A 3,829-nucleotide genomic window follows, 5' to 3' on the forward strand; every position below is an offset into this window, starting at 1 on the left:
GATGATGACGCAAGGAACATTGGTAGATGCCACGATTATTCAAGCMCCCAGCTCCACTAAAAATAAAAAGAATGAACGTGACCCGGACATGCATCAGACTAAAAAAGGCAATGAATGGCACTTCGGTATGAAAGCTCACATTGGCGTGGATGCAAAGAGTGGCCTCACCCATACGCTGGTGACAACCGCCGCCAATGAACATGACTTGAACCAGTTGAAAAATCTGTTRCATGGCGACGAGGAATTCATCTCTGGTGATGCTGGTTATCAAGGCGCGGAAAAACGCGAAGAGCTAGAAGATACTAATGTGGAATGGCTGATAGCAGAGCGTCCCGGCAAAGTTCGGGCGCTGAAGAAGCATCCCCGCAAGAATAAAACYGCCATCAACATCGAGTATTTAAAAGCCAGCATTCGGGCGAAGGTAGAACACCCGTTTCGGATCATCAAATGTCAGTTCGGCTTTATCAAAGCACGCTATAAAGGGCTGACGAAAAATGACTCACAGTTAGCCATGCTATTCACCTTGGCGAACCTGTTTAAAGTAGACCAGATGTTACGACGACAGCCAAGATCTGTCTGAAATCCGGGAACAGCCTGGAATTAGGTCGAAATTCGGCGTAAAACGGCAGGGGCTGACGAAAAATGACTCACAGTTAGCCATGCTATTCACCTTGGCGAACCTGTTTAAAGTAGACCAGATGTTACGACGACAGCCAAGATCTGTCTGAAATCCGGGAACAGCCTGGAATTAGGTCGAAATTCGGCGTAAAACGGCAGTATGTTGGCCAAAATTGAACACTTAGCGTTCAAAAATCAGGCGGGCCGCTCAAAACCTCGCTCTATACCTAAATTGCAGGACTTGTTCGCAGTTTCCCTAGGTATGCCTGTTCGTCAGGTAACTGGATAAATCACAGAAGAGCGTGGGATTACTACGTTTCTAGTACTGAATTAATCAACAAGGCCGACCTGATTGTAAGCTTTCACGATCAGATCGCAGGTGAGCAAAATAGTTCAATTTGATTTAGGCAACAACGTCCCTTACCCTTGTCGATTGATTAGATCGAGGAGCGGACAATTAGTTTCTTTCTAAATTCCTCATCTAGAGCTCAGATTGTATTAGATTGGTGCAGTCTTATTTTTTTGTGTACCGTGTTGTGCGATAGCGTTTTCAAATAAATCGGTTACCTGAGTTATTGAATATGTTTTGGGGACCGATTTTGTATATTTTTCAGGTTGGCGTATCGCGTCGGCAATGCTTGAACCTAAAGCTGAATCATAAGTAATACCTGGAAAGGTATCCCCAAGAACCTCACGTGCGCCCACGGTATCTGAGGCGATAATCGGAATACCTAATGCCATGGCTTCGAGGAGAACATAGCCCATAGACTCAAATTTTGAGCATAAAACTAAGCACTTTGCTCGCTTCATAATAGGCCATGGATTGCTGATATCACCTAAGCAATGCACTTGTTCTGCAAGCTGCGCTGCTTTGGCTTTACTATTGATTTGGGCTATCGTATCTGAGCCTTCATGTTCACCTCCGACAAAAACGAGTTGAAGCTTTTGGTTAAGCTCAGGAGTCTGCAAGTATGTATCTAATAGCAAGGTCTGCCGCTTTTCTGGAGACATTCTGCCAACGTGAATAATAAATTCATCAGGCAATGACACACTTGGCTGATGTTGCGCCATTTGTCTCACCTTGTCTAAGTCGAAAGGATTGGGTATGTATAACTGTTCGATACGAGAATGAGCCTGAAGCCGTGCCATTAATGTCTTTGAGATTGAGATGTTAGTGCGACGAGCATATTTTCGCCACAGTTTAACTTTCTCTACAACCCGCTTTAATGGATTGTTGGTCTGATAGAGCTTGCGGGTACAATCTCCGTGGAGAATAGAAATCGCTTGGTTAACAGGAAAATATCCGCTGCCAATATTGTCGACTAATATGACTTGTGCCTTAGGATCTCTGGAATAAAAAAAGATCAGTTTTTTGTTGACTTTCTTTATCTGGCTCCACTGCTGCCAATATTCAATATCCGCTTGGGAGGCTGGGCCGGTGTTCCATATCTCTATCTGATGTTGACGTCTAGCTAGCTCTTGAGTGAGTAAGGCCGTGGCAACTTCCGCGCCACCAGTACTGAGCTGTCGTAATACAAAGATAAACTTCATCTTTCTCTTTTAATTAACTTTATTCTGATGGTTTTCAAACAATTTAGCCTCTTTTATAAATGCATAATAGGCATCCATAATGGCAAGGATAAAGCCGCGGCGACCTGAAAAGATTTTTCTTTGGAGTAGGTATTCTTTTAAAAATACTAGAGGGAAAATCAATATCAGTTTAAGGTTCGATACCTTTTTATTCTTAATAAACTTCTCATCGGCTTTTAGAGTGGAATAGTTATTGTTTTTGGTGGTGATGGCAGCAATAGAGTCGTAACCGTAGTGATCAAATACTTGGTTGATGAAAACCTCTTTGCCATCAACAGTTGCGCTCTCATGGGCAAGACGAGAATCATCAAAGAAAGATTTAGATTTTTTATACAGTCTATGGTTGTTGGGTTTCTTGCTCCAACTTGATAGGGCTTTACCGATAAATATATCGTTGCGCCAGAAGCGCACACTATCGGCTTTGTCTTGCTCAATGATCTCTTTAAAAGCGGCAACCAGCTGAGGGTTTATCGCTTCATCACCGTCAAGGTTGAGTACCCATTCGTTGCTACACTGCTCCATGGCATACTGCTTCTGCTTAGCGTATCCCATCCATTCATGCTCAAACACTTTAACACCATAGCTTTTGGCGATCTCGACGGTTTTATCTGTACTACCAGAGTCGACTAAAATGACTTCGGCCATCTCCTTTACGCTTTCTAAGGTTTTGGCAATATGCTTTTCTTCATTTTTGGTAACGATAAAGACGCTGATAGGTAATGTCATGGTGAAAGTACTGTTAGGCGTAATAAGAACTGCGGCAACTATAGCATTAAATTTATAGAGAGTATTGATCTTTGGGGAAGATGTTACAGCTGGTGTAGCAGCCTAGTTTAGAGGCAAATCGAATTAGTCTATAGCGACTTTGAAAGGCTGGCAGAATCTGGACAATTCAATGTAGCGCGAATTCAACTCCGAAGTGCACCACTCGCAAAATTAGGCAGCCTTGCGTAATTCATTGAATACCGCGACAGGTTGCCTGAAGCCGAGGCACTTTCTCGGCCTGGCATTTAATGCCCGTTCAATCTCACTAATTTGCTTATCTGTTACTGTCCGCAAATCGGTGCCTTTCCGTATGTATTGCCGCAGCAAACCGTTGAAGTTTTCATTCAGTCCGCGTTCCCAGGATGAATACGGATTCGCGAAGTAGATATCCGCTTTCAGCCTCTCTGCGACTAGGGAAGATGCGAATAAGTCCCTGATGTGAGATCATAGCTACATAGTAAATCACAGCCATTACCGCCCATGAGCCAACAGTTAACTTTTGCCGATAGTGAGTTTTCCAGCAAGCGCCGCCAGACCCGTAAAGAGATTTTCTTATCTCGGATGGACAACCTGTTACCATRGACTCAACTGCTGGAAGTGATTGAGCCCTTTTATCCAAAAKCGGGCAATGGTCGTCGACCCTATCCACTGGAAACGATGTTCCGCATTCACTGTATGCAGCAATGGTACAGTCTGAGTGATGAGGCGATGGAAGATGCGCTTTACGAGATTGCTTCGATGCGTCAGTTTGCACAACTGTCACTGGATAAAGCCATTCCTGACCGCACTACCATTATGAATTTCCGGCACTTGCTGGAAAAACACAAACTCACTCGTAAGTTATTCCAAACGGTCA

At 43.8% G+C, this 3,829-nt stretch carries 3 protein-coding genes and 3 pseudogenes; 3 read left to right on the forward strand and 3 right to left on the reverse strand.

The window, feature by feature from the left end:
• Together L1D47_RS20370 and L1D47_RS20375 are read left to right on the forward strand one after the other, a co-directional pair.
• Positions 1 to 580: pseudogene (locus tag L1D47_RS20370) on the forward strand (IS5-like element ISVch9 family transposase); the annotation flags it as partial.
• A 19-nt stretch (positions 581 to 599) separates the two neighbouring features.
• Positions 600 to 728 (forward strand): annotated as a pseudogene (locus L1D47_RS20375) (IS5/IS1182 family transposase); the annotation flags it as partial.
• 388 nt (positions 729 to 1,116) lie between these two features.
• Here L1D47_RS20375 and L1D47_RS20380 read toward each other — a convergent pair.
• The 3 genes and pseudogenes from L1D47_RS20380 to L1D47_RS20390 all read right to left on the reverse strand — a co-directional run.
• Positions 1,117 to 2,169 (reverse strand): glycosyltransferase, encoded by a 1,053-nt coding sequence (locus L1D47_RS20380; protein WP_239886587.1) that lies wholly within the window; start codon positions 2,167 to 2,169, stop codon positions 1,117 to 1,119.
• Between the two features lie 9 nt (positions 2,170 to 2,178).
• Positions 2,179 to 2,934, reverse strand: coding sequence for a glycosyltransferase family 2 protein (locus L1D47_RS20385; RefSeq protein ID WP_239886588.1), 756 nt, complete (start codon positions 2,932 to 2,934; stop codon positions 2,179 to 2,181).
• A 210-nt stretch (positions 2,935 to 3,144) separates the two neighbouring features.
• Positions 3,145 to 3,384 (reverse strand): annotated as a pseudogene (locus L1D47_RS20390) (IS30 family transposase); the annotation flags it as partial.
• 69 nt (positions 3,385 to 3,453) lie between these two features.
• Here L1D47_RS20390 and L1D47_RS20395 point away from each other — a divergent pair.
• On the forward strand, positions 3,454 to 3,829 hold a 376-nt coding region (locus tag L1D47_RS20395), incomplete at its 3' end, for a transposase (protein ID WP_239886589.1).

Origin of the sequence: Shewanella sp. Isolate7 (assembly GCF_022398425.1) — a bacterium.
Lineage (GTDB): Bacteria > Pseudomonadota > Gammaproteobacteria > Enterobacterales > Shewanellaceae > Shewanella.

Bases quoted from the DNA above. Each gene is read 5' to 3' on its own strand.
- L1D47_RS20380 (WP_239886587.1), bottom strand. From the start codon at position 2,169: ATGAAGTTTATCTTTGTATTACGACAGCTCAGTACTGGTGGCGCGGAA.
- L1D47_RS20385 (WP_239886588.1), bottom strand. From the start codon at position 2,934: ATGACATTACCTATCAGCGTCTTTATCGTTACCAAAAATGAAGAAAAG.